Here is a 25685-nt window from a genome sequence, read left to right as displayed (position 1 = left end):
AGAGGTGTGGAAAGAAGAAAATTTGTATTAATAAAAAGTAAATTATACAACTTTGGGGGAAATTATGAAAAAAGTATTGTTAGGCATATTATTTATAATGTTCTTATGTGGATGTGGTAATAAAGTAGAAGAAAAACAAGCCCAAACGACTAATATAGATTCAAAAACTACTAAAGAAGTTAGGATAATAGCTTATCCTTTTAATGAAACAGGGCATGTAACCGAAGAAATAATAACAAAAAAAGAAGATGTAAAAAGTACTATTAATTTTATTAATTCGATAAAAAGAATAAGGATACCAAAAAGAAATGAAAAAGGTTGGGGGATATCTGTTACAACTTATGGTAAGGTACAACATCAAATATCTTTTGTGGGAGATGATTTTTTTAATATAGATGAAAACTGGTACAAAGTAGATAATGGTGAATTCAAAAGATTTAAAGATTTCATAAGTAAGTTTAATTATGAAAAGAAACCTTTTAGTGATAAAACTTTTAAAGTACCAGTTGTTGAGTATAAAATGAATAAAAGCTAGAGGTTTAATCTCCCCTAGCTTTTATTAGTTTATTGTAATTCAGATAATTTTTTATAAAGTAAATATCTTTCTTTTGCATCTTCCTCAGATTGTTTAAATGCAGCATCAAGTCTATCAGGGAAAAGTTTTTTAAGTGAAGCGTAACGAATTTCACCTTCTATAAAGCCTTTGTATGGTGATGTTGGTTCTTTTGAATCAAGTACAAATGGATTTTTACCTTCAGCTTTAAGAAGAGGGTTATATCTAAATAGATGCCAATATCCAGATTCTACAGCTTTTTTCTCTTCAGCTATACTAGTGCCCATACCAGTTTTAATACCATGACTTATACATGGTGCATAAGCTATTATTATAGATGGTCCTTTGTAAGCTTCAGCCTCAGTAATTGCCTTAATGGCATGATTCATATTTGCACCCATAGCTATTTGTGTCACATAAACATTTCCATAGGTCATAGCCATTAAGCCAAGGTCCTTCTTCTTTGTTCGTTTACCAGCAGAGGCAAATTTAGCAATGGCTCCAGCAGGAGTGGATTTGGAAGATTGACCACCAGTATTTGAATATATTTCAGTATCCATTACAAATATATTTACATCGTCTCCTAGAGAAAGTACCTGATCAACACCTCCAAATCCTATGTCATAAGCCCAACCATCACCGCCAAGTAACCAATGGGATTTTTTAATTAAATAATCTTTCTTATCATATATTTCTGCTAAGACCTTATTGTCTTTAAAGTTTTCATTTTCTAGAATTTTAAGAATCTTACTTGAAGCTTCTTTTGATTTATCACCATCATCAAAGCTGTTAAGCCATAAATTAAAGGCTTCTTTAAGTTGAAGGTTTATATCTGATTTTGTAGCTTCAGTAATTAATTCTTGTAAGCGTTCTCTCATTTGCTTTACTGCCAAAAACATTCCGTAGCCATATTCTGCATTATCTTCAAATAAAGAATTACCCCAAGAAGGTCCTTTTCCATTATGATTTTTTGTATAGGCTATTGCAGGTGCACTTGCTCCCCAAATAGAAGAACAACCAGTAGCATTTGCTATCATCATTCTATCACCATAAAGCTGTGTTAGTAGTTTTATATAAGGTGTTTCTCCACATCCAGGGCAAGCTCCATTAAATTCTAGAAGAGGTTTAGCAAATTGGCTTCCTTTTACTGTTTTAATATCCATTACACCATCTTTAGTTTTTACTTTTAAAGCATATTTAAAGTTGTCGGCTTGTTCTTCTATCTCTTCATTTGCAGGCTTCATAATTAGAGCTTTACCAGGAGCTGGACAGATATCAGCACAATTTCCACATCCTGTACAATCGAGTGGACTTATTTGAATTCTGTAACTTAAGTTTTCCATTCCCTTACCAACAGGTTTTTTAGTTAAAAATGTTTCGGGAGCATTATTTTTTTCCTCATCATCAAGAAGGCAAGCTCTTATTACAGCGTGAGGGCAAACGTATGAACATTGATTACATTGAATACATTTGTCTATTTGCCACTCAGGAATGTTAACTGCAATACCACGTTTTTCGTAAGCAGTTACACCAAGAGGAAATACACCATCCTCCATACCTTTAAAAGCACTTACTGGTAAGGCATCTCCTTCGTGCCTTGCCATAGGTCTTTCAATTCTTTTAATGAAGTCAGGGAAGTCATCTAAGGATTTATCACCTTCTGTGATATTCTTCCACGAAGCAGGTACATTAACTTTGTGAGCAGCATTAACGCCAGCGTCTACAGCTTTTTTATTTGCATCTACTATTGAAGCACCTTTCTTTCCATAGGTGTATTCGATAGAGTCTTTTAGATATTGAATAGCCTTATCCACTGGAATTATATCTGCCAATTTAAAAAATGTAGCTTGCATAATCATGTTTATTCTAGAACCAAGACCAACTTCTTGTGCTATTGAAACTGCATCGATTGTATAAAATTGTATGTCATTGTCAGCTATATATTTTTTCATTGTATTAGGTAGATTTTCATCAAGTTCCTCATCTTTAAAAGGACAGTTCAGTACAAAAATTCCATTCTTTTTTAAGCCGTTTAATACATTTATGTTGTGTATAAAGGATTTATTGTGGCAAGCTATATAGTCTGCTTCATGAACAAGATATGGTGATTTTATAGGTTTATCTCCAAACCTTAAATGAGAAACAGTACTTCCACCAGACTTTTTACTGTCATAGGAAAAGTAGGCTTGACAGTACATATCAGTATTATCACCTATAATTTTTATAGCGCTTTTATTTGCACCAACAGTACCATCAGAACCAAGACCATAAAATTTGCAGCTTACAGTACCTTTTGGAGTAGTATCCACTGATTCGCTCTCAGGAAGAGATAAATTTGTAACATCATCTACAATTCCTATTGTGAATCCATTTTTAGGACTAGAGCTTTTTAGATTCTCAAATACAGATAAAATTTGAGAAGGTCGTGTATCTTTAGAACCAAGACCGTAACGTCCACCAACGATAACAGGTTTATTTGGACTATTATAAAAGGTGTTAACTACATCTAGATAAAGAGGTTCTCCTGCTGAACCTGGTTCTTTAGTTCTATCTAAAACAGCAATTTTTTTGATGGTTTTAGGAAGATACTTAAAGAAATAGTCAGTAGAAAATGGACGATATAAGTGAACTTTTAGAAGTCCAACCTTTTCACCTTTGCTTCTCAAATAATCTACAGTTTCTTCAATGGTATCGCATACTGACCCCATTGCTATAATTACTTCCTCCGCATTAGCATCTCCGTAGTAATCAAAAGGATGGTATACTCTTCCAGTAATCTTTTCTATTTCTCTCATATAATTTTCTACAACATCAGGAACTGCATTATAAAAATTATTTGATGCTTCTCTACCTTGAAAATAAATATCTGGGTTTTGAGCTGTTCCACGAACAGTGGGGTGCTCAGGGTTAAGAGCTCTTTCTCTAAAGTTTTTAATTGCCGCATGATCAACTAAAGGGGTTACATCATTGTAGTCAATAACTTCTATCTTTTGGTATTCATGTGAGGTTCTAAAACCGTCAAAAAAGTGTTCAAAAGGAACCTTAGCTTTAATTGCAGATAAATGAGATACCATACCTAAATCCATAGCTTCTTGAACGTTTGAAGATGCTAGAAGAGCAAATCCTGTTTGTCTTGTTGCCATAACATCTTGATGGTCTCCAAAAATAGAAAGAGCATGAGTTGCAAGGGCACGAGCACTTACATGAAATACGCAAGGAAGAAGTTCTCCAGCCATTTTGTACATGTTAGGTATCATTAAAAGAAGACCTTGAGAAGCGGTGTATGTAGTTGTAAGTGCACCTGCAATTAAGGAGCCGTGGACAGTTCCAGCAGCACCAGCCTCTGATTGCATTTCAACTATCTTAACAGACTGCCCAAAAATATTTTTTTTCCCATGCGATGACCAATTATCTACTAATTCAGCCATTGGAGTGGATGGAGTTATAGGATAAATTGCAGCGACATCCGTAAAGGCGTATGAAGCATAAGCAGCAGCCTCGTTTCCATCCATGGTTTTTAATTTTTTTGCCATACTTTATTCCTCCCTGTAAAAAAGAAATTTTTAAATCTAGTTTTTATAGTTAAAGGTATAGAAGCTTTAATTTCAGTACTTTAATCCATTTAACTATAAATCCTGATATTTAGTATTTACAAAGGAGAGAAATTGAATTCATATTAAACTTAAATTTGATATTTTATTTTTTGTTTCAAATATTTAATATAAAAGTCTTAATAAATCTTAAGAGTTTTTTTGGTAAAAGATTAATAGTTACATTTTATACTGTTCACATATTAACTTAGGGGGCAAGATAAAATGGATATTATTAATTTTGTAAAACAATATATAAAAAATCCAAGGACAGTTGGGGCAGATGATTATGTTACAAAACCCTTCGGCTCTATGGCGCTTATAGCTAGAGTAAAAGCTTAGCTTAGAAGATATAAAAAATTTAATTCAAAACCTGAAAATAAAAGTAGTATTACTATTGATGATTTAGTTATTGATTTTGATGCCCATGAAGTTACAGTAAGAGGGAATAAGGTTAAGCTAACACCAAAAGAGTTTGATATACTAGAATGTTTAGCTAAAAATAAAGGTACAGTATTTTCTGTCCCAAAATTATACGAAACTATTTGGAATGAACAATTTGCAGTATCAGATACTTCTATTGTGGTTCACATAACAAATCTTAGACAAAAGCTAGAGCTAGATCCTAAAAATCCTAAATATATTAAGACAATTTGGGGAGTTGGCTATAAGATATGAAGAAGAGAATAATTAATAAGGTAGGAATAAAGTTATTAATATTAATTCCTATCGATATAATAATAAGTTGGCTGATTTTTGTTTTTTTTATGAATATGTTTAGTAAGATAGCTAACGTTACTCCTGGTTTTTACGAAAAATATGGAGCTATCATGGCTATGGGAAGTTTCATATTTGAGTTGGTGATTTTTGGAGTCATTTTTTTGGTTGCAATTAATGGAAGAATTAAATATTTAAAATATATTGGTGAAAATGTTAAAAATATAAAGACTCAAAAATACCTAAAGCCTATAGATATAAAAGGCAATGATGAAATTGCTCACTTGGCTAAAGATATAAATACAATGTCTGAAAAGCTTAAACAAAATTATGAAAAGGAAAAAAAACAAGAAGAAGCTAAAAATGAACTAATTGTTGCGGTTTCCCATGATTTAAAAACACCTCTAACATCTATAATTGGCTATCTAGAACTTCTCAATAAAGAAAAAGAAACTTTTACAGAAAATCAGCAAGAATTTTTAAAAATAGCTTATGAAAAAAGCAAAAATCTAAAAAAACTAATTGAAGAATTGTTCGAGTATACCAAGCTTTCAAATAATTATATAAAACTAAACAAAGTTCCATTTAATGTGGCTGTTCTAGTAAATCAAATCGTAGGTGAACATATTATATTTTTATCAGAAAAGAACATAAAGGTTCAAATTGAGTGTATTGAAAATGAGTTAATATGTAAAATTGATATGCAAAAATTTATTAGAGTTATTGAAAATCTAATAAAGAATGTAGAAAAGTACAGCTATAAAAATTCTATTTTTAAAATTGTGATGCGGAAAGAAAATAATAGTACTAGATTTTCTTTTATAAATAAGAGCAATAATATAAACACAGAAGATTTAGTGAAAATATTTGATGAAATGTATAGAGTAGATAAATCAAGAAATGCTGAAATTGAAGGTTCAGGATTAGGCCTTGCTATTTCAAAAAAAATTGTTGAACTTCACGGTGGAAGAATTTGGGCTAAATGCAATGACAATGAAATTGAATTTAATATTGAATTGCCTGATTGTAATTAAGGGGTTATTAGCTGAAACCTTAATAAATCTTAATATTTTTTTATACCTTTATTTAATAAATAATCTTTATAATAAGTTTTATAGTGAAAACGGTAAATAATTTTCAAGTAGCAAAAATAATAGTAAAGGTATAGGTGTAATTATGAATAAATTATTTAAATGGACAGCTTTATTTATTTGGATAGTAATTTTAGTTATATTTTTTAAATATCAATTGTATATTAATGGCATGAGTAAAATCACGAGATTTTTAGCAGCATATCCTAAGTATAGTACAGTATTATTTTTGGTAATTGCGTCTTTAAGAATTTTTACTCTTGTTCCATGTACTGTTTTTATAGTTAGTGCAGGAGTACTTTTTGATCCACTAAAAGCTTTTATATTAGTTTCAATAGCAAATTTATTGAGTGAGATATTTTTGTTTTTATTTGTGAAGGCTACAATTGGTATGGGATATCAAGAAAAAATAATTAATAAATATCCTAAAATATATTCAATGATTCAAAAGAATAATATTAAAATTTTAGCTTTAGGGGTTTCATCACCAGTGGTACCTTCAGATGTGGTATGTTTTTTCTCCGTTTTAACTGGAATGCCTTTTGGCAAGTACATTTTAACAATATTTATAGCGGATACTCCTATTATTCTTTTATACACTTTTTTAGGTATAAGTATGAAATACTCCTTATGCATATTTATTGCTGTACTTGCCGTTATAGTTATGATAAGTTATCTACATTATAGACAGTGGAATAGAAAAATGTATTCATGATGTAGATAAGCTTTTAAGCATTCCAGATTAAGAAATAAAAATATTCAATAATCATCTAAAAGTTATACACCAATCAGGTTTAGTTGTGCAGTGATAATCAGAATGATATTTTACACCTTCTACAGAAATCATATCCTCATATACATTAACATGAATGCCCTCTAGACTTCTGAAAACAGAAGGAGAGGTTATTACAGGACATGAGCCTAATTTACTGTAGTTATTACCAAAGGTAAGAGGTGAATTATCAAAGGTTCTATGAGTATGAGCGGTGAACATTATTGCATTGGGATGTTTTTTGAATACCTCTAGAAGTTCATTTGTATTTGATATGCAATTGGAGGCATTTGAGCCTTTTACAGTATTAAAGGGAGGCTGGTGACAAAAAATAAAGGACAATCCGGTACCAATACTGTCGTTCAAAGATTTTAATTGATCATTAAATTTAAGATAAGCACAGTCATTAGTTTTTCCTTTAGCTACAGAATCACTTCCTAAAAAGAAAAAAGGAGTATTGCTTACGTATTGTAAATCATACGGTTTATTGGTACTACGAAAAGTGTGGGATATATCTTTGTTCGCAGTTAATTTACTTTGAATATTTTGAGTTTTATTTATGAATCGATTGAGATTTTCATTATAACATTCTGATATTGATGGACCTTCACCATTATATTTAAATTCATGATTTCCTAAATTAAAATAAATGTAAGGAAGTTTTTTAGAGTAGTTTACATTTAAAATAATGTTAGTCAATTCATTATAGGAAGATTCGTAGTAATTATCAACTACATCTCCATTTATTACTATACATTTATCCTTTGGAAAGTTTTTTTCTATACATTTTAGAGCGATAGCCAATTTGTTTTTAGCAATTTTAGAAGAGTTTTTGCTTTCATCAACGCCTATGTGAGTATCAGAAATAACACTAAAGCTGTATTGTAGAATATGATTAGCTGAAACCTTTGAGGTACTTTCAGGAGTAGAAACCAATATAGTAGTAATAATGAGTGCAATAATAAATAAAAATAAGAATTTAATTTTATTCATATGGAGCCTTCTTTTAAATACTTACAAGGTAATTATACATGAATACATATATATAAAAATTATGTAGAGGTTAAAATTTATTCATTTAAAATTAATGAAACAAGAAATATAAAAAGATACTGCAAAACACATATTAGCTTTGCAGTATGTATACCTACTGTGGATTCCAGCCATTTAAAACTTTGTTTTTGGAATAATCCTTAGCTTCAGCTGTAGTAAGTTGTCTTCTGTCAGTGTTTGTAACAGCGCCATTTCCTCTGCTCTTATATTCAAAAAAACGTGATTGGCTAGGTGTAAATAAAATAGTGTTTCCATTTATGTCTTTACCGGGCATGCTTGACCAACCGTCGGTTTTTATATGATCATCCATATGACAATTAATATATACAGAACTTCCTATGGCATTTGGATTTGCATATCTCCCATCAGGGAAGGTAGTAGTTGGGTGCCAAGGTCTTCCTAGGGCAACAGTATTTGCAGCCATTGACTTACTTTCTTTTGTTAGCCTACATTTATGAAAAACAAAACCGTATTTATTTGTTATAAGGGTACTTGGTGCAGTAACATATCCGTTGTCAACTGTACTCTTCATATCCATTGAAACTACATCACATTTATCAAAATAAGTTTGTCCTGCACCAAAAATAAAATCTATATTTCCTGTAATATAGCATCTTTTAAAATAAGCAGTTCCCTCATTTGCTTCTAGAGTATCTTGATATCCAGTTAATTTACAGTTTTTAAAGTAAGCTCTTTGGCTATTTACATCTAATTTTAAGGCAACAGCTTGTGGAGAAGCTAATTTTGTAGGATCATCATTGGATTTAGCTGCATTTGAAGGATAATCGAAGGCGTTTTCAAAGGTTACATTTTCAGCGCTGAAATCTGGGGCTATAACCGATACACTTGCAGAACCAGAGGTACCATAAGTTGTTCCATCAGCTTTTTTAGTTCCACTAGCTGCGTCGTAGCTTAATTTTGTAGTGTTCTCATTTTCACCTATAAGGTGTATATTTGGCCTATCAATAGTTAATTTTTCATGATAAGTACCAGCTTTGATAAATATATTATAAGGTGTTGTTGAATTAATAGGGGCATTTGTAAGTGCAGAGGTCATGTCTTTATAGGTTGGAATCCCATTTACAGTCGAACCGTTTGTACCAGTAAATGCGCTGTCAACAATAGAATTATAATTAGTAGCAGCATGAGTTTTTGTGGAAGTACTGAATCCACTAATTAATAAAGTACCACATATAGTCATGATTATTGTAAGAATAGATTTTTTGTTCATTTTATATACCACCTTTTATGTTTTATGAAAGTTTAAAATACATAACACCTGAAAACGTTAACAGTTATGTGATTAATTATATAAAGCGGAAAAGAAAAAATCAATGTTATCGATTACAAAAAACAGGCATTTTAGCAAAAGATCCCTAGAAAAATATGAATATGCGTTAAAATACTTGAAAATTCTTCTATTAAACAAAAATTTTACTCAAAACAATTAAGTTAATGAATTTGTTATTTTATGATAATATATATATATGGAAATATATTTAATTAGTGTTGGAGGTATTTATGCGAAATTATAACAGTGAATTGTATCTTAAATTGCAAAAAATAATAAATCAATCTGATGCAAATGATCCATATAGGGCCATAGCAAAAACTTTAATAGAAAATATAAATAAGTTTGAGCATATGACCATTGAAAAAATGGCTTTGTTATCGTTTACCTCAACATCTACAATATCAAGATTTGTTAGAAGTATAGGGTATAGAAATTTTATTGAATTAAAGGAATTATCTAAATCTAGTAAGGTTAATAGATTTATAAGCATGAATGACAATCTTGAAGATTTGAAATTCGATAAGCTCCATGATGAGGAGATTTTTAATAATTATATAGATATAATTTGCAGTTCACTAAAAAGATTAAAAGGGAATATGGAGTTCAAAAAAATTGATAAAATAAATGAAATGATTTATTCAAGTGAGCATATATCAATATATGGTTTTTTACTTCCAGGTTCTTTAGCTAGGCATTATCAATTATCCATGATCTCCTTTGGAAAGTACTGTGAATATTATGATTTATCAAATTTAGATTTGAGTGCACCGGAAAAAAGTAAGCTGTCTTTGTTTTTTTCAGTAGATGGAAATTTTATAGAGTCTTCTAGAGAAATTATAGTAAAAGCTAAGACAAAAGGGGAGAAGCTTGTGCTTATAACTCAAAATCCAAGGATAAGGCTATCAAATATGTTTGATGAAATTCTTTATATGGGTGATTTTGATTCCTCAAAAGGTGGAAGATATAAATTGATGGTTTTTATAGAGGTTATGTTAAATAGATATTATTTGACTTATTATCATGACGATTTAGTGTAAAATTTTCAGATTGTGAAAAAAACGATTTCACTAGATGGGTCAGATTTTTTCATATTGTGATAAACTCAAGGCATAAGAAAGACAAGCAAAGTTTCTTTTTGTCTATGAGGAGGTAGAGCGTATGAAAAAATTAAAAATCGTTACAATTGGTGGAGGCAGCAGTTACACTCCAGAACTAATGGAGGGTTTTATCAAGCGTTATAAGGAATTACCAATTACAGAAATTTGGTTAGTTGATATTGAAGAGGGAAAAGAGAAATTACAAATAGTTGGAGATATGGCAAAAAGAATGTGGGAGGCATCAGGATATCCATGTGAGGTTCATTTAACATTAGATCGTAGAGAGGCTTTAAAGGATGCAGATTTTGTAACAACCCAATTTAGAGTTGGACTTTTAGATGCGAGAATTAAGGATGAAAGAATTCCATTAAGTCATGGAATTCTAGGACAAGAAACTAATGGAGCTGGGGGTATTTTTAAAGCTTTTAGAACTATACCAGTTATACTTGATATTATTAAAGATATAAAAGAATTATGTCCAAATGCATGGCTTATTAATTTTACAAATCCATCAGGAATGATTACAGAAGCAGCCATCAAGTATGGTGGATTTGAAAAGACTGTTGGATTATGTAATGTTCCTATAAGATATATGATGATGGCAAGTGAAGCTTTAGACATACCAGTTGAAGATTTGAATTTTAAATTTGCGGGCTTGAATCATTTCCATTGGCATCGTGTTTGGGATAAAACAGGAAAAGAAAGAACTAATGAAATTATAGAAACTGTTTATAATCCAAATAGTACTAAGAAATTTAAAGGAATGGAAAATATAAAGGATATAAAAATGCTTTATGAACAAATCAAAGATTTAGCACTTCTCCCATGTTCATATCACCGCTATTATTATGTTTCAGATGATATGTTAAAAAATGAATTGGAGGAATTTAAAAAGGGTGAAACAAGAGCTGAAGTGGTGAAAAAGTTAGAAGCACAATTATTTGAATTATATAAAGATATTAACTTAGACCATAAACCAGAACAGCTTTCAAAGCGTGGTGGAGCTTATTATTCAGATGCTGCCTGTGAAGTGATTAATTCTATTTACAACGATAAAAAGACAGAGATGGTTGTTAGTACTAGAAATAATGGAACTATATCAGAACTGCCTTATGATTCGATTGTAGAGGTATCATCAATTATAACTTCAAAGGGTCCAGAACCTCTTAATTGGGGGAAATTCCATTCTGCACCAAGAGCTTTACTTCAGCACATGAAGGGTATGGAGGAAACTGTAATTGAAGCAGCCTACACAGGAAATTATAATAAGGCACTGCATGCTTTCACAATAAACCCTCTTATACCTAGTGGACAAATTGCTAAAGATCTCTTAGATGAAATGCTAATTGCCCATAAAAATCATCTACCTCAATTTAAAGAAAAAATAGAAGAACTAGAAAACCAATAAAATTAATAAAAAATGCTGCAAGACACTATTTGTTTTGCAGCATTTTTATTAAAACTACTCTGGATTCCAACCATTTAAAACTTTCTTTTTAGAGTAATCTTTTGCTTCTTTTTCAGTAAGTTGACGTCTATCAGCATTTATAGTAGCACCCTCACCTCTACTTTTATATTCAAAGAAACGTGAACTTGCAGGGGTAAACCAAATTTTATTTCCGTTTATATCTTTTCCGGACATACTTGCCCAACCAACAGTTGTAATATGATTATCCATATGACAATTAATGTAGACAGAGCTTCCTATGGCATTTGGGTTTGCATATCTTCCATCAGGGAAGGTTGTAGTTGGATGCCAAGGTCTTCCTAGACCAACAGTATTTGCAGCCATAACATTAGTTTGCTTTTTTATATTGCATTTATGGAAAACGAAACCATACTTATTACTAATAAGAGTGCTTGGAGCAGTTATATAACCGTTATTAACAGGATCTTTTCTATCAATTGATACAATATCACACTTATCAAAGTAGGTTTGTCCTGCACCAAAGATGAAGTCTACATTTCCAGTAATATAACAGTTCTTAAAGTAAGCAGTTCCTTCATTTGCATATAAGGTATCTTGATATCCTGTCATTTTACAATTTTTAAAGTAAGCCCTCTCGCTGTTTACATCTAATTTTAAAGCAACAGCTTGAGCATCAGCTATCTTTGTTGGATCATCAGCTGATTTAGCTGCATTTCCTGGATAATCGAAAGCATTTTCAAAAGTTACATTTTCAGCACTAAAATCTGGAGCTATTACGGATACACTTGCAGTATCAAAGGTACCATAAGTTGTGCCATCAGTCTTTTTTGTTCCACTTGCCACATCATAGGTTAATTTTGTTGAGTTTTCGCTTTCACCTACAAAGTGAATGTTTGGTTTATCAACGGTTATTTTTTCGTGATAACTACCAGCTTTAATGAATATAGTATAAGGTTTTTTTGAATCAGAAGGAGCATTTGTAAGTGCAGAAGTCATGTCCTTGTAAGTTGGAACACCATTTACATTTGAACCATTAACTCCAGTGAATTTACTGTCTACAATAGAATTATAATTAGTAGCAGCATGAGCTTTTGTAGAAATGCCTAAGCCACCAATTAATAAAGTACCGCATATTGCAGTCATTGCAAGAATAGAATTCTTTTTCATTTTATATACCACCTTTAATAATATTTTTATTGTGGATTCCATCCATTTAAAACATTTTTTATTGTAACCTTTAAAGCGTCAGTATCATTAAGTTGCTTTCTTGAGGAATTAACTATATTTCCAGGTCCCTTATTTTGATACTCATAAAATCTAGATTCTCCAGGTGTAAATATTTTAGTTTTACCATCTGGACCAATTCCAGTCATAGAATCCCAACCAGAGCTTTTAATGTGATTATCCATGTTACAATACATGTAGATTACGCTGGCAATGGCATTAGGGTCAGCTTCTCTAGTTCCATTACTAAGTGTTATAGTAGGATGCCAAGGTCTCCCAAGGGAAACAGAGTTTGTGGCCATTGTTGAAGTTTGTTTTTGAAGGCTACATTTGTAGAAAACAAAACCATATTTATTTGATATATTTGTACTTGCGGCAGTAATATAACCGTTGTTTGAAGGTGTTTTCATATCAACTGATACAATATTGCAGCTATTAAAAAAAGACTGACCAGCTCCAAAAATAAAATCAATACAACCAGAGATATAACAATTTGTAAAATAAGAGGTTCCAGTGTTACTGCATAAAGTGTCTTGATAGCCTGTTATTTTACAGTTTTTAAAATAAGCTTTATTGCTAGAACCGGATAAATTCAGGGCAACGGCTTGTGCACTTTGGAGTTTGGACGGATCATTGCTTTTTTTTGCCAGGTTTTTTGGATAATCAAAGCTATTTTCTATAGTTAAATTTTCAGCACCAAAACTTGGAGAAGAAACGTTTAGACTAGCAGAACCAGAAGTTCCATAGGTTGTTCCATCATTTTTTTTAGAGCCACTGGCAACATTATAGGTTAATTTTGTAGTATTTTCATTCTCGCCTACAAAATATATATTGGGCTTATTTATATTCAATTTTTCATAATATGTTCCAGTTTTTATGTATATTTTGTAGCTTACATTGGAGGAAGCTGGAGCATTATTAAGAGCTGAAGTTATAGTTTTATAAGTTGGTATTCCATTGAGTTTTGTTCCATCAGTACCTTTAAAAGAGCTATCTACTATAGAATTATAAGTTGATGCAGCATACGCTCTTGAATTACCTGTACCTAAAACTAAAAGAGTAGTAGTTACGGCTAAAATAAGAGCGGCTATAAATTTTTTTTTCATTTTATAATACCTCCTAGCAATAAAATATAATAATGACTGAAAACGTTAACAACCATGTAATTAATTATAGATAAGGTGAAATTAAAAATCAATGTTATCGATTACAAAAAACAGCCATAATAGCAAAAAATGCCTATAGAAATATGAATATACGCTGAAATACTTAAATTTACTTAAGCTGAAACGGTTCGCTTACTTTTTTACATATGCATTAATGTTAGGTAATAATAATTTTAATAAATAAATATATAAAATGATATTTCGCTTGTTATTGCATTATACGCAAAATTCAAGTAGAAAAATTTTGAAATTGTTAATAAAAGGTAAAGAAATTCATAAAAACTTTATAATGACATTTTATGAAATATGCTATAATAAAGTAAAAAAAGTTATTTACTTTGTTTTGAGAGGGTTTTGAGATGAATAAACGAAATAAAATAGTAGTATTAGCTATGTTTTTTATATTAATAATAGCAATAGTTTCATTCAAGCAGGTAAAATCAGAGGAGACTAACGGACAAGCTAAAAGTTTACTTGCCAGATATGGTCTTGAAATAAATAAGAAAGAAGAGATTAGAGAAAATAGACTTCCAGGTAAGGGCAGCTATAGGTTAAATATATATAATGCTGCATCAAGCTTAAGTGGACTGAATCTTAAAAAATATGCAGGACAAAAGGTCAAATCAGTAACTTATAGCGTACATGAAAAATCACAGCCAATGGATGGTAAAGAACTTAAAGCAGTTGTTATATATAAAAATAATAGTGTAATAGGTGCATATTTAAAAGTGTTTAGAGAAGTTTGCGGTGTAACCTCATTAAATGAAAATTTACCACCGCGACCTGAAAAGCTAGATCCTTCTAAATTAGAATTTAGAAATGTGAATGACGTGGAAATAAATGATATAAATGATGGGCTTGGAAATAGTAAAATTAAAATACTTGATGGTAATTTGATGAAAAAATTTTTAAATGTTCTTGAAGATTCAACAGTACATAATATAGGATTAGCAGTAGATAAAAAGGGAAATGGTAAGGAAATTAATGTATGTTATAAAGATGGTTCTTATGTGAAAATTACATATTATAAAAATGTAAATAAATTTGTTATAAATAATGTAGATAATTGGTATTATGAACCTAAATCTGATATTTCAAAATTAATTTGCGATTGATAGTACACATATAATGGAAAATAACTATGCATGCTTGAGTAGTAGTGATTAATCTAGCATGCATAAATTTCATGATAAATGTAAAGTCAGCTTGACATATATATGAAATATTACTATACTAATAGTGTAAAGTAAACTTTACATGTAAAGGAGAAGCAGTGTGAAAAATAATATAAGAAATTTAAGAGAACAATTTGGTTTTACACAGCAGGATTTGGCGGATAAAGTAAGTGTATCAAGGCAGACAATTATATCACTTGAAACTTCAAAATATAACCCATCAATATTTTTAGCACATAAAATTTCAAAGATTTTTAAGCTTAATATTGAAGAAGTTTTTATATTTGAAGAATAATTTGAAAATTAAGGAGAGTTTAATATGGAAATAGCAAATTATATAAGAAGACAAAAAATATACTCGATTATATTTATTTTTGTAGGAGTTATAGCGCTAATTTTAGGGGATTTTTTTGGATATGAAAAAAGTCTTATGCTTGGAATTTCACTTGGATGTATTCCATTGGGGATTTTTAGTATTATAGTTTATAGTATTAGTGAAAAAAAGAAGGGTATGCTTAAAAATATAGAACTTGAGAATGAAGAGAGAAATATATTTATAAATTCAAAAGCAGCACAAAAAGCTTTCTGGATCTCATATTTTTATATGGTTTTAGTAGTGGTTCTGAAAAGAGAGCTATTATTATCATTAGATAATTTTTTAATAATTACTTTGATTTTTATGCCGATAGTTTATTTCTTACTTGTAATAATTTATCATAAAAGATATTAGCAGCTGATTATTCAGCTGTTATTTTTTATATGTAAATTTTATTTAATAAAATAAAATATTGACATATAAGGCTAAATAATGGTATAAACAAAATGAATAAAATTACATAAAAAAGGGGGGATATAATGAGAAATATAAATAAATTTTTAACCTTAATTATAGCCTTAGGAATAATATTTGTTTTTGGAAGTAAAGTTGAAGCTTTTCAGCCTGTCTCTCATTATGTTGTTATTGAACAAGCAACAAGTAAATTATCAGAGAATAGTTTGATACGTAAGGCGGTAAAGGCTTATCCTAACGTTGCTGCATGGGGAAGTGTTGGACCGGATTTAGGATATATGCAAATAGGTTCTTTAGGTGATTATTCTCCTTGGGGAGATAGATATCATTATTATAAGGTAGGAAGCTATGCATCCAAACAACTTCAAAATGCACTTAAATCAAAGGACATGAAAAAAATAGCTTTTGCAGCTGGTTGGATATCACACGTTACGGGAGATTTGGCTTGTCATGGTATCTACGTTAATCTTGAGTGTGGAGTCTATCTTGACAATAAGGATGGAAGAAAGCAGCATAAGCACATGGAATCAGAAGCAGAACCTTATGCTTGGGTTAATATAGCTGGACACAGCATAGCGGATTATAATTCTAGTAATATGGCAGGCAATATTTTTAAAGGAGTAGATGATATACCTTTTGATTTAATGAATGAAACCTCAGAGGAAGTTTATGGACAAAGTCCTTCAACAGCAGAAGAAAAATTGTGGGCTACAACGCTTTTAGCAGGTCTTAAAACTGGAGTGGGATACAGTTATACAGACTATAATGAGTCAAAAGAATTTCTATCAAGTAATAATAGAGAAATTAACCTTAAATGCGCTTTTAGTCAAGGAATAAATCAATGTTACAAACTATTAAATTACTCTGAAAATGGAGATTATACAAAGTTTACCGATAGATGGAATTTAGATGTTGGCAAAAGTAATTCACCCATAAGTTCACTTACAACAATAATTAGTACGGGAACAAACATAGGATCTGGTACAGATGATAATATCTATTTTGGAATTCATTTGAATAATGGTATTAAAAAAGAGTGGCTTTTAGATAAGGAAACCTATAATGATTTTGAAAACGGAGCTACTGATGAATATTATTTATATATAAACGATATAGATTTCTTGCCTAAAATGGTTGATAAAGTATGGGTTAGAAAAGAAAGTACAGGTTCCATAGCCTCAAACTGGCTTTTTAAAGGTTTAAAAATAGATGTTAATGGAAATGATGTCTTAAATTCAGAACCAAATGAATGGATGACAAGTGAAAATAGTACAGCAGAATTTAATGCTGATTTTTCAGGCGTAACTAATTTGGAAGATCCAGTATTTTAGGAGTATGAGAATATGAGTATTAATAAGTTAAAAAGAATATTAGCAGTTTTATCCTTGGTAATAGCAATAATTAGTGTTATTTTGATTTTAAATGTGTTTCTTATGGTAATACCTTTTATTAAGTTAGGGGGTCTTCCCTTATTAATACCTATATATGTGTCTCCCTTAGGTGTTATAATAGGAATACTATCACTTATAAAAAATAAAAATATGACAGGACTTTTAGGAGTGATAATGAACTTAGCTTTAGTACTTTGTGAACTTATATTTATTTTTTTTGCTCCAAGAATCTTGTTTCATTAGATATAGATGAATTATAAAGGCTGTAAATCTAAGTTTAATTTAGGTTTGCAGCCTTTATTTTATATAGTTATTTCCATAAACTGTTTAGAAAATTTAAAACCAAGTTTTTGGTATATGCGAGTATCATTTTTAAAAGGATTAAGACGTATAAAAGTATATTTCTTTTCTTTTGCTTCTAAAATTATTAATTTTAGAAGAGCCAAAGCAATACCTTTGCAGCGATATTTATTTTCAGTATAGACGTTAGTCAAATATGCAATTTTTCCGCTAGGATTTGAGTAAGATGGTGGAGTCTCAAAAGAACAAATTTCACTTGCAGCAATGATTTTGTTATCTTCTTCAGCAATCCATGAAAAAAATGAACCTAACTTAAAACCTTTTTTAAAAAAATTTTAAGATCAACAGCTATGTTAATATTAGTTTGACAACTATCGTTTGCTAATTGCTTTTTTCTTAATTCAATAAGTTTTTCTATATCATTTTCTGTTGCTTTTCTATAAATCATTTAGACCTCCATATTTATAAGAACTTTAATTTAAAGCTGTATAATTACTTAATTATACATAGAAATTAAATTAAATGCAAATATGCAAATAAATATTTACATAATATGTAACCGAATTGTATAAATTATTATATGGAAAAATTATAAACATAAAAAAATAATTAAGAATTTGTAAAAAAATACGATTATTATTAACATAGCCACTAAATAGTGGTATAATTGTCGAAGAAAGTATATGTACGATAAGGAGAAATACTATGGCAAGATACGAAATAGTGTCTGTAGGTTACAAGCTTAAGAGTTTAAGAAAAAAGTATGGAGTAAATCAAGATGATTTGGCAGGAAGTGAGATAACTAGAAATCTGATAAGCCAAATTGAACATAATAAAGCCAGGTTAACTAGAAAATCTGCTGAAGTAATGTTTAAAAACTTAAGAGTAATTTGCAGCGAAAGAAATGTAGAATTTAATGAAGATATAGAATACTTAATTGAAGACGAAAAAACACAGGCAAAAAAAATACTTGATAAGTACATAGACGAATTAAAAGATTTGAGTTTGTATAAAGACATAAGTTTTGTAAATAGACTAAATGAAGTGGAAGACTTTTTAGTAAAATGGAGCTTTGAAGATAAAAAGATATCTATATATACTTTAGCAGGAGATTATTTTTGTAGCATAAATGATTTTTATAAAAGTTCTATTTACTATGAAAAAGCTAGATCACTTATAAGTTTAGACATGCCTGAAAATATGGTAATACCTATTTTGAGAAAATTATCTATGGTCTATTTTTATATGGGAAAATACGAATATGATATTAAATGCTGTGAGTTTGCCTTAGATAGGTTTGACGATATGAATGAAGAATATACTGCTATATTCCTATATAATAGTGCTTTATGTTATACAAAATTAAAACAGTATGATAAATCATTGAAAAGATTAGAAAAGCTTGAAAGAATAATAGAAATAGGTACAGAAAAATACTATAGAGCCATGATTCATAAGGCTGTTTGTCTACAATACCAACAAAGATATGATGAGAGCCTTGATATTTATAATAATATATTGTTACATTTTGCAAAAGAACGAGACTATGCAAATAGTGTAATAGTAATGCTTAATGCTGCGGAAATATTTATAGATGAGTCTAATATAGAAAAAGCTATGGAATACTTAAAAACAGTTGAAGAAAACATGGTTAATCTTGATGAAACCCATCCTAAAATTCCTAATATATATTTTGAACTTGGAAGCAGATATTATGGCTTAAAAGATTTAAATAATTCTAAAAAATATTACTTAAAGGCTTTGGAGTATGCCAAAAAGTTTAAGTATTACTTTGTAATAGAAGATATTATTTTTGAGTTAATCGACATATATGGTAGTGAAGAGATGTCTCAGCTTAAGCAGGAATTTTTTATGGTAACAAGTAAGCTTGATGAAATAAATAGTAGACTTATGATTAAGATGATAAAGTATTATACAAGTATATCAGATTTTCAAAGCATTAATGAAATATGCGAGTTTAGTGAAAAATTTATTAAAGAGAAACTATAAAAAAGTAACAAACTAATGATAAATTTAAATAAAAATTACGAAGGATGTGATAATTATGTTTTTTAGAAAACATAAGTTTTTGTTAGCTATATTAGGCTTAGGAGTACTGTTTGTAGGAGTAAAGCTTTTTGGTAGTTCATTTTTAGCATCATTTCCAGATTTACCATGGTAGAATAGAATGGGTTAGGTGATATTAATTATATTACCTAACGCTTTTTTTTTATCTAAAAATAAAATACTACTTGACTAGTACCTAACGTATTAGTTTATATTTAGTTTTAGAGGTGAGACTTATGAAAATAAATGAAGTTATGAAAATATCGGGATTAACAAGAAGAGCAGTAAATTATTATGAAGATGAGGGACTTATAAAACCAGCTATAAATAAGATAAATAACTATAGAGAATATTCTATGAAGGATGTAGATAAACTTCTTAAGATAGCTGTACTAAGAGAACTTGATTTAACGGTTAGAGAAATAAAAAATATATTGGAAGAGCCAGAAAAAATAAAAATTGCACTTACAGAACATCTTATAAAGCTTGAAAGCAAGATAAGCAAAATTAATAGAAGTAAAAAAGTTATAGAAGCTTTTATAAAAAAATTTGACGATAGTAAGGATATGACGGAAGAGCTTGTAACTTTAAGTAAGTGCATTGATATGGATGAAAAAAACAGAAGTGGCTTTATGAAACGTGAAATATTGAAGATTTTTCCTGGGGACTTTGGTAAACTAATGTTTGCAAATTACAGTCCATTTTTAAATGAACCTATAGATACAAAAGAAAAGGAAGAGGCATTTATAAATCTAGTCAAATTTATGGATGAAGCCCAAGAAATAAGGTATCCTGTTGGATTTGAAAAAATGTATGAAAAGCTAACTAAGGAAGAGATTGAAAAAATTGAAATAACAACGCAAAAGAGAGTAGAAAAATGGATTTCTATTACAGATGAGCAGCTTTTAGAAGAAAAAAAAGTGCTACTTGATTTTATGAAAAAAGTTAAACATGATGAGAAAGTCAAAGATAATTGGAAAAAAACTTTTGTTATGGATAAGGAAATAAAAAAGCAAATGAAAAATATAAATTATCATAAAAACTTTAACGAAAACCTAAAGATATTAAGTAGAGCTTATAGTGTTTATGTGAAAAATATGAGTAGATTTGAAAAAATGTTGAATATAGATATAGATGAAAATGGAGATGTAACTTATAAATAAAAAATTATAATATTTTCATATATGGATATAATAAATAATACGATAAAACAGTTGTGGAGATTCCAGGGTGGATGTTACTTAAATAATATACTGTATAGAGTTAAAAAATACATATAATAAAAAATGTTTACGAAGCCAAAGAGTTATTAATCTTAGGCTTTTTTTTCAAAGACTTGCACATAAGGATAAATAAATTAATTGTTTTGGATATTATAATACGCTAATATTGGGCGTATAATTTAAAAATAAGTAAACGATTTAATTTTAAATTATATTGTGAAGGAGATTAGGTATTATGGCAAATAGAATGGTTTTAAATGAAACAAGCTATATAGGTGAAGGCGCAATTGAAAATATTGTGACAGAGGCTAAAATAAGAGGATATAAAAAAGCACTAGTGGTTACAGATAAGGATTTAATAAAGTTTAATGTAGTTAGCAATGTAACAGAGCTTTTAAAGGCAAATGACCTAGACTTCGAAATATTTGATGAGGTAAAAGCAAATCCAACTATAAAGGTAGTTAAAAGTGGTATAGAAAAATATAAAACTGCAAATGCAGATTACTTAATAGCAATAGGAGGAGGTTCTTCAATAGATACTTCTAAGGCTATAGGAATAATTATAAATAATCCTGAATTTTCAGATGTAAGAAGTCTTGAAGGAGCAGTAGAAACTAAAAATAAATGTGTTCCAATAATTGCAGTGCCAACAACAGCAGGAACAGCGGCGGAGGTTACAATTAACTATGTAATAACTGATGAAGAGAAAAAACGTAAATTTGTATGTGTAGATCCACATGATATACCAGTTATAGCTATTGTGGATTCAAAAATGATGTCATCAATGCCAAAGGGCTTAACAGCTGCAACAGGTATGGATGCATTAACACATGCTATTGAGGGATATGTTACAAAGGGAGCCTGGGAATTAACAGATACACTTCACCTAAAGGCTATAGAAATTATTTCTCGTTCACTTAGAAGTGCTGTGAAAAATGAGCCTAAAGGTAGAGAGGATATGGCATTGGGTCAATATGTTGCAGGTATGGGTTTTAGTAACGTAGGTCTTGGAATTGTTCACTCAATGGCGCATCCACTAGGAGCTTTTTATGATACACCACATGGAGTTGCAAATGCTGTAATATTACCATATGTTATGGAATACAATGCACCAGCTACAGGAGAGAAGTATAGAGAAATAGCCCGCAAGATGGGAGTTAAAGATGTAGATTCAATGTCACAGGAGGAATATAGAAAAGCAGCTATTGATGCAGTTAAAAAGCTTTCAAAGGATGTAGGAATTCCTGAAACATTAAAAGAGATAGGCGTTAAAGAAGAAGATCTTCATGCACTTTCAGAATCAGCTATGGCAGATGCATGTACACCTGGAAATCCAAGGGATACAAGCATTGAAGAAATATATAAAATTTACAAATCAATTTATTAGGGAGAAAAACATCTTGTCCATGGGGACGAGATGTTTTTTATATATTACCTACGTTTTATAAAATATATAGTGTATAATAGTTCTTAAAATAATGTTTTAAAATAGGAGACGTTAATGAGAATCATTGGACTTAGAACCCTGAAAACAGCAGTAGGTGCAGCACTAGCAATTATAATTGCAGGAGTTTTGGGCTTGAAATATCCAACAGCAGCGGGAATTATAACAATACTTAGCGTTCAAAACACAAAGAAAACTTCAATTGTTATAGCCATTCAAAGGTTGGCATCAACAGTACTCGCGCTTACTATAAGCTGTATAATATTTAAAGTTTCAGGCTACAATCCTGTAAGTTTTGGAGTTTATCTGGCTATTTTTATTCCACTTACAGTATTATTAAACCTTACAGAGGGGATTGCAGTTAGCTCTGTACTAGTTACCCATCTTTTAGTTGAAAAAAGTATATCTTTATTTTGGCTTGAAAATGAACTTTTATTAATGGTAATAGGTGCAGGTATAGCAATACTTTTAAACACATATATGCCTAAAATAGATAAAAAGATAAAGGAAAATCAAATTGAGATAGAAGGCTTTATGAGAAAAATACTTTTAAATATGGCAGATGAACTTAGAGGAAAAAAAATAGAAGACGAAAACCATAAATTATTTAATGAGCTTTCATTGGCAATAAAAAGTGGAAGTGAAAGAGCGTATAGAAATCTTAATAACAACATAATTAGTTATGATAAATACTATGTTATGTACATGGAAATGCGAAATATGCAATTTGAAATTTTGAAGTACATGAGAAATCACTTTACAAAATTTTATATGACCCTTGAGCAAACAGAACTGGTAGCAGAGGTGACTGAAAAAATAGGCAAACAACTTCATGAAGAAAATCCAGTGGATACTCTTATAGAAGATTTAAAAAGACTTTTTAAAACCTTTAAAGATCAAAAGCTGCCAGAAATAAGAGAAGAATTTGAAAATAGAGCAATGCTGTTTCAATTTTTAAATGATTTGGAATATTTTCTTGAAATAAAAAGAGAATTTATAAGAAAGAAAGAGAATGTTTAGATAAGGGGAGTGAGTTTATGAAATTGGTAAAACCAAATATTGAATACAAAAATCAAGTTATAGAATATAAAAAGGAATTTTTAGACTATAAAGAAAATTTAGCAGGGGCATCATATCTTCAAGAATACGATTCATATGAACAGTGGCTAGAATTTTTAAAGGATAATGAAGAAGAAAGCACAAAACATACTGAAGTTACTGCTGATGAATTTTTATTAATCAGAGAAAATGATAATAGAGTGATTGGTATGATAAATATAAGACATGCATTAAATGGATATTTGTATAATTATGGAGGTCACATAGGATATAGTGTAAAGAAGAGTGAACGTAGAAAGGGGTATGCTAAAGAAATGCTTAAAATGGCACTTCAGCATTGTATAAAATTTAAAATGGATAAGGTACTACTTACCTGTGATGCTAATAATATTGCCTCTGAAAGAACAATAAAGGCTTGTGGTGGAGTATTAGAAAATGAAGTGTTAAATGGTGGAACATTAGTTAAGAGATATTGGATTAAATTATAAAAAGGAAGTGTATTTTTTCCTTCCTTTTATAACTCATTTTCAGGATTATCTAAAATTTGTTGTATATTATTAAAGTAATGGCCCACATGAACACCATCAACTAAAGCATGATGAACTTGTACAGAAAGAGGTAATTTAATTGTAGTGCCTTCATTAAAGTATTTACCCCAGGCTATTCGTGGAATGCTGTCAGCAGGACTTAAGCTAATTGGGTGAGTTATACTTGTAAATGAAATCCAAGGTATACTAGTCATGTATAAAAGGTCATCACGATTTGAATCTTTGTTTAAAGTTCTAGCATTCTTCACTTTTTCAATTTCAGTTAGGGCGCTGGACTTAAAGGATTTATATTCCGGCAGAAAGTCTACTTCACAAAAATTAAATACCTCATCTTTAGCCATCACAGTGAAGGATGGATTTACAAATTCATGTTCTATTAATTTATCTCCTCTTATTCTGAGTTTGAATTCTTTTATGCTGTTTGCAGCTTTAGTAGCGGCATATAGAACTGATACGAAAAACGGTAGATTGTTTTTCTTTATATAATTATAAAAATTAGTAATGTCTACATTTGCGCAAATGTTAAAATGAGGAGAATCTAGGCTTTTAAAATAATTATAATGATCTTTTCTTTTTAAGCTTTCTACGTCAATAAAGTTCACTTCTAAATCACTCTCCATAAAATATATAATATGGTAATTATAACAGTCGTTGAATATATTGTATAGCTAAATAAAATAGAGAATGAAAAATATAAATTTCATTCCCTAAAGGAGTTAATATTTGGGTTTGTTTTTAATTACATATTCTAGTTGCTCTAAGAAGCTTAAAATATCAGTAAAGTAGTCTGTCTTTAAGGTTTCTTGTTTTTGAAGTCCTTTTACGAGGTTTATATCATCTATTGTTTTATGTGAAATTTCCATTACAGAGTTATTTATTTCATCCATAGCAGAAACTGACTCGGTGAAGGAATTGGTCATGGCTGCGGTTTTGTTACTAATATTACCATTGGATTCTTTTATATTAGAAAAAATTTCAAGAGAATTATTTGTTTTCTCTACTCCATTTTCTAGTTTTTTTAGGATGCTTACTAAATTATTGTTTAGTTCACTAGCGGAAGAACTTATATTTTTTAAATTTGCAGATATTGAACTTGATAAATTTTTTGTTTCGTTAGCTAAATTTTTAACTTCATTAGCAACAACTGCAAAACCACGACCAGCTTCACCAGCACGAGCTGCTTCAATACTTGCATTTAAGGATAACATATCAGTTTGTTCAGATATATCAATAATTTTATTTGAAAAAGAATTAATCTCTTTTATACTATTTTGAAGATCATTAAAGTTAGATTCAAAGGATTTTATAGAATCGGATATTGAAATTATTTCAGCATTTATAGAAGTAACACTATTTTCACCTTTAGATATAAGAGAATTGCCATTTTTAACAGTATCATCGATTGTTTTTGAGTTTTCTACTAATAGTTGTATATTTGAGTGAAATTCTTCAACAGAAGCGGAGATATGATCCAAACTAGAATTAGTAGCTTTAGCAGAGTTGTGAATTTTACTAATAAATTTTATAAAATCGGCCTCTGCATCCATAAGTGAAGACACTCTTTTTGTTATGAGTATAGTTGTTTCGTTTATAGTTTTGTCTGTATATGAAAATTTTTCCTGAGATAAAGTATTTATTTGAGAATGTAAATTTACATTATTAGGATTAGTTTCTTCCTTGCTTTTATTAAACCATGACATGA

25 protein-coding genes are annotated in these 25685 nt (G+C 29.8%); 16 read left to right on the top strand and 9 right to left on the bottom strand.

Going from position 1 to position 25685, the window contains the following annotated elements; translation table 11 throughout:
- Positions 1-64: 64 nt before the first annotated feature.
- Positions 65-535: a hypothetical protein gene (locus CLFE_RS15675; protein ID WP_077894927.1), complete on the top strand. Its 471-nt coding sequence runs from the start codon at positions 65-67 to the stop codon at positions 533-535.
- 29 nt (positions 536-564) lie between these two features.
- On the opposite strand, the gene nifJ is transcribed toward CLFE_RS15675, so the two are convergent.
- Entirely contained in the window at positions 565-4086 is a 3522-nt protein-coding gene (gene nifJ / locus CLFE_RS15670; protein WP_077894926.1) for a pyruvate:ferredoxin (flavodoxin) oxidoreductase, read from the bottom strand.
- A 447-nt stretch (positions 4087-4533) separates the two neighbouring features.
- Here nifJ and CLFE_RS15665 point away from each other — a divergent pair, with 447 nt between their 5' ends.
- From CLFE_RS15665 to CLFE_RS15655, 3 genes are all read left to right on the top strand, one after another.
- A complete protein-coding gene (locus CLFE_RS15665) occupies positions 4534-4821 on the top strand; it encodes a winged helix-turn-helix domain-containing protein (protein WP_349497246.1) in 288 nt (95 codons plus the stop codon).
- Entirely contained in the window at positions 4818-5894 is a 1077-nt protein-coding gene (locus tag CLFE_RS15660; RefSeq protein ID WP_077894925.1) for a sensor histidine kinase, read from the top strand. Before CLFE_RS15665 ends, CLFE_RS15660 begins: the two co-directional genes overlap by 4 nt.
- A 142-nt stretch (positions 5895-6036) precedes the next feature.
- Positions 6037-6666, top strand: a complete 630-nt coding sequence (locus tag CLFE_RS15655) for a TVP38/TMEM64 family protein (protein WP_077894924.1) — start codon at positions 6037-6039, stop codon at positions 6664-6666.
- A 51-nt stretch (positions 6667-6717) separates the two neighbouring features.
- Here CLFE_RS15655 and CLFE_RS15650 read toward each other — a convergent pair whose 3' ends face one another.
- Positions 6718-7716, bottom strand: a complete 999-nt coding sequence (locus CLFE_RS15650; protein ID WP_077894923.1) for a metallophosphoesterase family protein — start codon at positions 7714-7716, stop codon at positions 6718-6720.
- A gap of 154 nt (positions 7717-7870) precedes the next feature.
- Entirely contained in the window at positions 7871-9007 is a 1137-nt protein-coding gene (locus CLFE_RS15645; protein ID WP_207651414.1) for a pectinesterase family protein, read from the bottom strand.
- A 290-nt stretch (positions 9008-9297) separates the two neighbouring features.
- On the opposite strand from CLFE_RS15645, the gene CLFE_RS15640 reads away from it, so the two are divergent.
- Together CLFE_RS15640 and CLFE_RS15635 are read left to right on the top strand one after the other, a co-directional pair.
- Positions 9298-10107: a MurR/RpiR family transcriptional regulator gene (locus tag CLFE_RS15640; RefSeq protein ID WP_077894922.1), complete on the top strand. Its 810-nt coding sequence runs from the start codon at positions 9298-9300 to the stop codon at positions 10105-10107.
- A gap of 121 nt (positions 10108-10228) precedes the next feature.
- Entirely contained in the window at positions 10229-11575 is a 1347-nt protein-coding gene (locus CLFE_RS15635) for a 6-phospho-beta-glucosidase (RefSeq protein ID WP_077894921.1), read from the top strand.
- A 54-nt stretch (positions 11576-11629) separates the two neighbouring features.
- Here the strand turns inward: CLFE_RS15635 and CLFE_RS15630 are convergent, their stop codons facing one another.
- Complete coding sequence (locus CLFE_RS15630) at positions 11630-12763, bottom strand: pectinesterase family protein (protein ID WP_169851010.1); 1134 nt, start codon at positions 12761-12763, stop codon at positions 11630-11632.
- 26 nt (positions 12764-12789) lie between these two features.
- Positions 12790-13926, bottom strand: a complete 1137-nt coding sequence (locus CLFE_RS15625) for a pectinesterase family protein (RefSeq protein ID WP_077894920.1) — start codon at positions 13924-13926, stop codon at positions 12790-12792.
- A gap of 419 nt (positions 13927-14345) precedes the next feature.
- Here CLFE_RS15625 and CLFE_RS15620 point away from each other — a divergent pair, with 419 nt between their 5' ends.
- The 5 genes from CLFE_RS15620 to CLFE_RS15600 all read left to right on the top strand — a co-directional run bounded on the left by CLFE_RS15620 (position 14346) and on the right by CLFE_RS15600 (position 17585).
- On the top strand, positions 14346-15101 hold the full coding sequence (locus CLFE_RS15620; protein ID WP_077894919.1) for a DUF4830 domain-containing protein: 756 nt from the start codon (positions 14346-14348) through the stop codon (positions 15099-15101).
- Between the two features lie 160 nt (positions 15102-15261).
- Entirely contained in the window at positions 15262-15456 is a 195-nt protein-coding gene (locus CLFE_RS15615; RefSeq protein ID WP_077894918.1) for a helix-turn-helix transcriptional regulator, read from the top strand.
- Positions 15457-15480: 24 nt separating this feature from the next.
- A complete protein-coding gene (locus CLFE_RS15610; RefSeq protein WP_077894917.1) occupies positions 15481-15891 on the top strand; it encodes a hypothetical protein in 411 nt (136 codons plus the stop codon).
- Between the two features lie 125 nt (positions 15892-16016).
- Complete coding sequence (locus CLFE_RS15605) at positions 16017-17282, top strand: zinc dependent phospholipase C family protein (RefSeq protein WP_077894916.1); 1266 nt, start codon at positions 16017-16019, stop codon at positions 17280-17282.
- A gap of 12 nt (positions 17283-17294) precedes the next feature.
- Positions 17295-17585 (top strand): hypothetical protein, encoded by a 291-nt coding sequence (locus CLFE_RS15600; RefSeq protein ID WP_077894915.1) that lies wholly within the window; start codon positions 17295-17297, stop codon positions 17583-17585.
- A gap of 59 nt (positions 17586-17644) precedes the next feature.
- Here the strand turns inward: CLFE_RS15600 and CLFE_RS15595 are convergent, their stop codons facing one another.
- Together CLFE_RS15595 and CLFE_RS15590 are read right to left on the bottom strand one after the other, a co-directional pair.
- A complete protein-coding gene (locus CLFE_RS15595) occupies positions 17645-17893 on the bottom strand; it encodes a GNAT family N-acetyltransferase (protein ID WP_490246361.1) in 249 nt (82 codons plus the stop codon).
- Between the two features lie 56 nt (positions 17894-17949).
- Positions 17950-18090: a hypothetical protein gene (locus tag CLFE_RS15590; protein WP_242951705.1), complete on the bottom strand. Its 141-nt coding sequence runs from the start codon at positions 18088-18090 to the stop codon at positions 17950-17952.
- 257 nt (positions 18091-18347) lie between these two features.
- On the opposite strand from CLFE_RS15590, the gene CLFE_RS15585 reads away from it, so the two are divergent.
- From CLFE_RS15585 to CLFE_RS15565, 5 genes are all read left to right on the top strand, one after another.
- A complete protein-coding gene (locus tag CLFE_RS15585; protein WP_077894914.1) occupies positions 18348-19652 on the top strand; it encodes a helix-turn-helix transcriptional regulator in 1305 nt (434 codons plus the stop codon).
- 293 nt (positions 19653-19945) lie between these two features.
- Complete coding sequence (locus tag CLFE_RS15580) at positions 19946-20872, top strand: MerR family transcriptional regulator (protein WP_077894913.1); 927 nt, start codon at positions 19946-19948, stop codon at positions 20870-20872.
- 295 nt (positions 20873-21167) lie between these two features.
- Complete coding sequence (gene fucO, locus CLFE_RS15575) at positions 21168-22319, top strand: lactaldehyde reductase (RefSeq protein ID WP_077894912.1); 1152 nt, start codon at positions 21168-21170, stop codon at positions 22317-22319.
- Positions 22320-22433: 114 nt separating this feature from the next.
- A complete protein-coding gene (locus CLFE_RS15570; protein WP_077894911.1) occupies positions 22434-23396 on the top strand; it encodes an aromatic acid exporter family protein in 963 nt (320 codons plus the stop codon).
- Positions 23397-23413: 17 nt separating this feature from the next.
- Positions 23414-23923, top strand: a complete 510-nt coding sequence (locus CLFE_RS15565; protein ID WP_077894910.1) for a GNAT family N-acetyltransferase — start codon at positions 23414-23416, stop codon at positions 23921-23923.
- Between the two features lie 26 nt (positions 23924-23949).
- Here the strand turns inward: CLFE_RS15565 and CLFE_RS15560 are convergent, their stop codons facing one another.
- Positions 23950-24585, bottom strand: a complete 636-nt coding sequence (locus CLFE_RS15560) for a chloramphenicol acetyltransferase (RefSeq protein ID WP_077894909.1) — start codon at positions 24583-24585, stop codon at positions 23950-23952.
- A 114-nt stretch (positions 24586-24699) separates the two neighbouring features.
- Positions 24700-25683 carry a methyl-accepting chemotaxis protein gene (locus CLFE_RS15555; RefSeq protein ID WP_077894908.1) on the bottom strand — a complete coding sequence of 328 codons (984 nt, stop codon included), beginning with the start codon at positions 25681-25683 and terminating at the stop codon, positions 24700-24702.
- Between the last annotated feature and the right edge of the window lie 2 nt (positions 25684-25685).

Origin of the sequence: Clostridium felsineum DSM 794 (assembly GCF_002006355.2) — a bacterium.
GTDB classification, from domain to species: Bacteria; Bacillota; Clostridia; order Clostridiales; family Clostridiaceae; genus Clostridium_S; species Clostridium_S felsineum.
Note: the sequence above shows the minus strand (reverse complement) of the source record. Positions and strands in the feature narration are given on the sequence as shown.